Origin of the sequence: Desulfofundulus thermocisternus DSM 10259, assembly GCF_000686645.1 — a bacterium.
Taxonomy (GTDB): domain Bacteria; phylum Bacillota; class Desulfotomaculia; order Desulfotomaculales; family Desulfovirgulaceae; genus Desulfofundulus; species Desulfofundulus australicus.
Genome location: NZ_JMLG01000007.1, coordinates 119,935 through 126,122 on the forward strand (window position 1 = coordinate 119,935; position 6,188 = coordinate 126,122).

Here is a 6,188-nt window from a genome sequence, read left to right on the forward strand (position 1 = left end):
GGCATATAAGCCGTACTGACGCCACCGGGAAAGCTTGCTACTCCCCTTCCGGAAACTAGCATAGCAGGTATTCGGGTGGATTGTCAACAGAAATTTGATGAAACCTTTTTAAAACTTCTCTTTTACAATTTCCTCCAGCATCTCCAGGGTCAGGGAGCCGGTATGTCTGGTCCGGATGATGCCTTCCCGATCAATAAAGAAAGTGGTGGGAATGGCCCGCACCAGGTATTCCTGAGCCGTAATGTTGTGGGTGTCCAGCAAAACCGGGAAGGTGTAGCCGCCGGCTTTCAAAAAGTCCTTTACATGGGCGGCAGATTTTTCGCTGGCCGTGAGGTTAACTGCTAGCACCTGGATCTCCCGGCCCCTTTTTTCATAGAAACTCTGGATGGCCGGCATCTCCTCCCGGCAGGGAGGGCACCAGGTGGCCCAGAAATTGAGCACCACCGGCCGGCCCCTGAAATCGGAAAGGGAAAGTTCCTCTCCGTCAACAGCAGCCAGGGTAAAATCGGGAGCCCGCTGGCCCACTTCCGTACCCACAGCAACCCCACTTTCTTTACTGCCGGCGGGATCAGGCGGCATTCCACTTCCTTCCATGGCCCCCGGCCGGAAATAGGCATAAACAGCGATAAGGCTGATAACCACCAGGGAGAGGATGACCACGGAAAACAACCTCTTTTTCATCCCTCTGCAAACCCCCAATTTACAGTGATAACGGCACGAAGCTCGACAGGCGGGCGAAGGCATTGGACAATACCAGCAAGCCCATACCGACCAGCAACCATCCACCCGCTCTGGCTACAACGGGCAGAAGAGAAGCGTGACGGCGCAGCACCTGCATCAGGTATCCCGCACCCAGGGCAGCTGCTAAAAAGGGCAGGGCCATCCCCAGGGAGTAGGAAGCCAGCAGGCAGACTCCCCGGGTAAGGCTCTCGCTCTGGCCGGCCAGCAATAAAATCGAAGCGAGAACAGGCCCGATGCAGGGGACCCAGCCGGCGGAAAAAGCCATGCCCATGAGCAGGGAGTTCAACCAGCCTGCCTTTTGAGGTATAAAATGAACCCTTTTTTCCTTCATCAACCACTTCAGGCGCAGCAAACCGGCCATATGCAACCCGAAGAAAATAATCAATACACCGCTCACCTGCCGCAGCAGGTTTTGGTGGCGGAGCAACAGTTTGCCCAGGGCGCTGGCGGAAAGCCCGAGGGCTACGAAAACCAGGCTGAAGCCGGCCACAAACAAAAGGGCGTTGGTCAGGAGCAATAAGCGCAGGCGTGCCGTACCCGGCGCGGCCAGCTCCGTCACCGAAACTCCCGCCAAATAGGCCAGGTAAGTGGGTATTAAAGGCAGCACGCAAGGGGAAAGGAACGATACCAGCCCGGCGAGAAAGGCCGCCCCTAAAGTAACGTTGACTTCCGGCAACAGCAACCCTCCCGAAATTCCGGCTCTCCCGGGAAAAGTATACCCCGGAAGCTTACAGCTCACGGGCAAAATATATCCATACATCGTAATTATACGATAGATATGCCGGGAAGAAAAGAAAAAATCCCGGTTTAAACCGGGAATCCAGGTTGCAGGTTACAGTACGGTAATCCGGTCTACCTCACCGTCTTTCAAACGCACCTCCACCCGGTAACCTTCCAAATCCTCTAAAGATACCGGCTTGCCGTTACGATCCAGTATGGCGGCTCCGGGAGCCAGGAAATAGGTAAAGTACCGGTCGTTAATCTCCAGGGTGATTCTCCGGCGTTCCGGGTTAACACCGGACACCAGGCATTTCACGGTAAGGTTTTGATCGTCCAGTACCTCTATTTCCGTCACCTTCCCGTCTTCAACCCGGACGGCAACCTGTGAACCGGGAATGATATCGCTCAGGTTGATCCTGTCTCCGTCCCGTAGCACATCTACCTTTCCAGATACTTCGTATTCCATTTCCAGGCCTCCCGGGAGGGCAATGGTTAACCAGGTCGTGGGGTAAACATCCAGGTACTTCACCGTTCCTTCGAATTCACCTTCATCTTCATCCAGGACTTCAATGGTGATAACGTAACCCCGTCCATCCACCTCGAAGTTAACATAATCCCCCCGGCGCAAATCACGCACATCGATCAGGCGCCCGTCCCTGATCACTTCTACCTGTTCATCCAGTTCATAGCGCTTCTCTTCGTCCCCCACGTAGAGATATATGGCTTTACTATGCACCCGGGATACCATCCCGCTCTGCCCGGTGAGCACGTCCGACAGGAGATTAACCTGGAAGATGGTCCTCTTCATGACCACCGCTTCCACCCGGTCACCCCGCCTCAATTCACTAAAGTTCATCCCGCGAACATAATTCCTGGTTACCTGCACCCGGGGACTTACCGCGTATTCTTCCTCCTCACCCTGCCTCCTGAGGGTCAGGGAAGCTCCACCCACCTCCACCACAGTACCGCTGATCCTTTCCGGAGGATAAATGTCTATCCTCACAACCCGGCCGTTAACATCCAGCCCGGCTTGAACATAGTCGTTTTCCACCGGTCTGTAGGTATCGGTTTCCCTACTTGCTCTGAACAGCCGGGCATCGTCCTCTACCGGGCAGGTAAGGTAGTCCCCTTCATTGGTTTCCAGGGTGAGGTTATAACCCGAGCCATCCCTGCTGAAGGAAACAACCAGGCCCTCAACCGAATTCGCAATGGAAGCATCGTCCATTAAAGCCGCATAGCGGACGTTGTTCCGTACATCCACAATACATTTGAGGCGATCTCCTGTCTTTAAAAACTCCGGCCCGGTGGTTCCGGAGGCGGTAAATATGGTAATATCTGCAGGCAGTAAGACCGTTTTCTCCCCCTCAAGGTTACGCAGGAGGACTTTTTCTTTAATCATATCAATGGAGGTTATCCGGCCCACCACCAGCTCCATGGGTGGCGGAGGCGGGATCAGTTTCCGGTCAATTAACCGGGACAGGATGGCACATAATTGCGCCCGGGTAACAGGTTCGCCGGGCATGAACATGTTGCCGGGCATTCCCTGTATGATACCTTGTTTTACCACAGCCCCCACGTAACCCCGGTATTTCTCGGGAATGTCACCGGTATCAAAGAAGGTCACCTGGCTGGCATCGGGGGTTAAACCCAGGGCCAGGCAGACCAGAGCCGCCACTTCCACCCGGCTGGCCAGCCGCTGGCTGTCTATCTGCGGCAGGCCCGCCCGGGTAAGCATACCTTTTTCCACCGCCAGAGCCAGGTATTCCCTGCCCCAGGTCACAGAAGGATGAAACTGCAGGCCGGAAAGATCCGCCTGCCCGGCTTCTTCATCCCACCCCAGGGTGTTGAGGATCATTACCACCGCTTCCAGCATGGTCACCTTATTATTGGGACGAAATTCTCCCCCGGGATAGCCGTGGACAATATCGTATGCGTTCATTTCCAGAATGACTCTTTCCGCCCAGTGCCCTTGAATATCATTGAATGTTCCTTCCCCTGCTGATGCCATCCCTGTGGAAAACCACCCGCAGAAAAAAATCACCACTGCCGCCAGCAGGCATACAGGCAACTTCCGGCAGGACAAGTTTATTCCCTCCCCTTTGGCTGGTTTTACCTTTCCCTTCGACAGCGGGGAAGGAAAATCCTGCATACAGGTGCCGGAGCTTTGAGCCGGGCACTAATCTGGCCAGAGGTTCACCGGAGCAAACGGGTAGTTAATGAGGGCCTCTGGAATGCGGGAAAATCATCCATGGGGAGTTCAAACGGTACTGTTTGTGCATCCGGGCTTTCTTTCCCGCAGCTTACGGCCCAAAATTTCTTCCAGCCACGATATACAATCCTCCAGCCTGTGCCGGTCAATGGCCGTTTCTATGCCCATGCGCTGCAGCATATACACCACATCTTCCGTAGCCACGTTGCCTGCCGACCCGGGAATAAACGGGCAGCCCCCCAGCCCGCCCACGGAACTTTCAATGATCTTCACCCCGGCCTGAATACCTGTAACAATGTTGGCCAGGGCCATCCCGCAGGCGTCGTGAAAATGCAGGGCAAAGTTTACTGCCGGGTATTCACGGCAGAGCATGTTCACCAGTTCGTATACCTGCCTGGGGTTGGCCAGGCCGGCCGTATCGGCCAGGGTGACCTCTTTAATACCCATCCCGGCCAGGGCCTCAACAACCTCCCTTACTTCGGCCGGCCGGATCTCTCCCCGGTAAGGACAGCCGAAGGCCACGGCTACCGCCCCGCGAATTACCACCCCCGTACCCATTGCCAGGGCAACTGCTTCCTCCACCTGCCGCAGGGACTGGCCAATGGACATGCGCATATTGGCCCGGTTGTGTTCTTCGCTGGCGGAAACCACCATTACCACTTCATCCACTTCCGCAGCCAGGGCCCTTTCCACTCCCCGGCGGTTGCCCGCCAGGGCGCTGAGCACCACTCCCTGCACTCCTTCCTTCGCTTCCAGAACAGCCAGGATACTGCGGGCTCCGGAAATTACTTCTTCCGCATCGGCCATCTGGGGCACTGCCCTGGGGTGCACAAAGGAAGTGGCTTCAATAGCCCTTACCCCGGCTCTTGCCAGTAACTCTACCAACCGGATTTTCTGATCGGTGCTGATGGTCCGGGGTTCGTTTTGCAGGCCATCCCGCGGCCCCACCTCCCGGACAAGCACCCCGGCTGGCCACTGCAGCATTGCCAGCACCTCCCGGTGGATAACAACTGCCTATTATTTCTTCTACCGGCATTCACGCACCTGCTAATAAAGCCCGGTTTTAAAAAAAATGCCTGCCCCGCGGGCAGGCAGCCAATTAACAGAACTCAAATTCACTGAAATAGAAAGCTATAAAGTCCGGTTTAGGATTTCTTTTCCCCAGCTATTTCCCTGATCTTCTGCAGAATTTGTTCCGGTGACTTTCCGGCGGCGTTAATGACCGGGGCATAGTTGGTAATGGTCGGATTGGTGGCCAGGGCCAGGGTCTGCTCTTCTTCCCGGGCATCCATATCGCCGGTAATAACCATGGCCGCCGCACCCAGAGCATTGGCGGGACTGACCACCTCATACCCCTGGGAAGCCAGATAATTTTTCACTTCTTCCAGGTTGTCCTGAACGGCAATTTTCATCTTCACCCCACCTTTCTTGGATTTTTACCTACTTCGTCAAATAGTGTGACCATACTCACAGATTTCTATTGCCCGGAAATATTAAGATCATCTCAACAACCGGAAAAGGAGGAGTGACCATGTCTTTATGGAAGTGCCCGGGACAGGATCGCAGTTTCTGGAAACCGGAAGATATATTTGAGTCGCCCTGCCCCCATTGCGGTCAAAGCATTGAATTCTGGAAAGACGACATAACCCTGCGCTGCCCCAACTGTAAACAACTGGTGGGGAATCCCCGGTTCGATCCCGGCTGTGCCGCCTGGTGTTCTTATGCCAGTAAATGTCTGGGCGAAATGGCCAGGGCAATACAAAACCAGCCCCAGATTATCAGGACCAGGCTGGAAGTGGCGCTGCGCAAAAGGCTTAAACCGGAAGATCGCGACCTGTTGAACCGGTCTCTGAAAGCAGCTCAAAGGGCGGAAGAAATGGCCATGGCTGAAAAAGCAGAACCCCTGATTCCCCTGGCGGCCAGCCTGATCGGCCCGGCCGCCAGGATCAAGGGCTGGTCCAGGGAGGAAGTGCTGGCCCTGCTGGCAGAAGCGGGTATTGACGAAAACACCGCCGGGAGCATCTGCCGGTTGCTCGAACCCGGCGGTGACCAGAGCGACCCCTACCGGAGGATCATTGATCAGGCTACGGCCTGAACGGGTCCCTTATAACAATTCCCGGCCCTTTTAAAAGGGCCTCAGAGTGTTGACAAACTCTCCATGTGCCCTGGTTTTACAGCAGGAGCGACCTGGAGTGAGCGCTGCCGGGCCAGGCCGAGGCGACGGGATGAGGCGGGGCCGCGGACAGGATGTCCGCGGAGGCCACCTGAACACAGGAGGTGTGAATGTGGCCGGTACCCGCCGAAGACCGGAGCCGGGGCCTTAAGGCCCGGCAAGCGAAACGACCGGGAGCGACGAGTAAAACCAGGGCACACCCCGGGGGCACTTTGTCGACAACCTGCGGCCCTTTTCAAAAGGGCCTTTTTACTTGCCGGTGGCTCTTTTTCCTGCTATGCTGGAGGGGACAGGTTATACCGGGAGGTTTTCTAAATGAGCAGGAGTTTTTTGCCCATGATGCTG

General features: G+C 55.7%; 6 protein-coding genes. 1 reads left to right on the forward strand and 5 read right to left on the reverse strand.

Features of this window, described 5'->3' with window-relative positions:
• Positions 1-108 precede the first annotated feature (108 nt).
• The 5 genes from BR83_RS0108050 to BR83_RS0108070 all read right to left on the reverse strand — a co-directional run bounded on the left by BR83_RS0108050 (position 109) and on the right by BR83_RS0108070 (position 5,082).
• Positions 109-681, reverse strand: a complete 573-nt coding sequence (locus tag BR83_RS0108050) for a TlpA family protein disulfide reductase (RefSeq protein WP_027356661.1) — start codon at positions 679-681, stop codon at positions 109-111.
• A 19-nt stretch (positions 682-700) separates the two neighbouring features.
• On the reverse strand, positions 701-1,417 hold the full coding sequence (locus BR83_RS0108055; protein WP_034634747.1) for a cytochrome c biogenesis CcdA family protein: 717 nt from the start codon (positions 1,415-1,417) through the stop codon (positions 701-703).
• A gap of 156 nt (positions 1,418-1,573) precedes the next feature.
• Positions 1,574-3,544 carry an S-layer homology domain-containing protein gene (locus BR83_RS0108060; RefSeq protein ID WP_027356663.1) on the reverse strand — a complete coding sequence of 657 codons (1,971 nt, stop codon included), beginning with the start codon at positions 3,542-3,544 and terminating at the stop codon, positions 1,574-1,576.
• 174 nt (positions 3,545-3,718) lie between these two features.
• On the reverse strand, positions 3,719-4,654 hold the full coding sequence (locus BR83_RS15360) for a hydroxymethylglutaryl-CoA lyase (protein ID WP_051618027.1): 936 nt from the start codon (positions 4,652-4,654) through the stop codon (positions 3,719-3,721).
• Between the two features lie 161 nt (positions 4,655-4,815).
• Entirely contained in the window at positions 4,816-5,082 is a 267-nt protein-coding gene (locus tag BR83_RS0108070) for a YkuS family protein (protein WP_034634748.1), read from the reverse strand.
• Between the two features lie 119 nt (positions 5,083-5,201).
• Between BR83_RS0108070 and BR83_RS0108075 the strand changes: the two genes are divergently transcribed.
• Positions 5,202-5,765, forward strand: a complete 564-nt coding sequence (locus tag BR83_RS0108075; RefSeq protein ID WP_027356665.1) for a hypothetical protein — start codon at positions 5,202-5,204, stop codon at positions 5,763-5,765.
• The last annotated feature ends 423 nt before the right edge of the window (positions 5,766-6,188 follow it).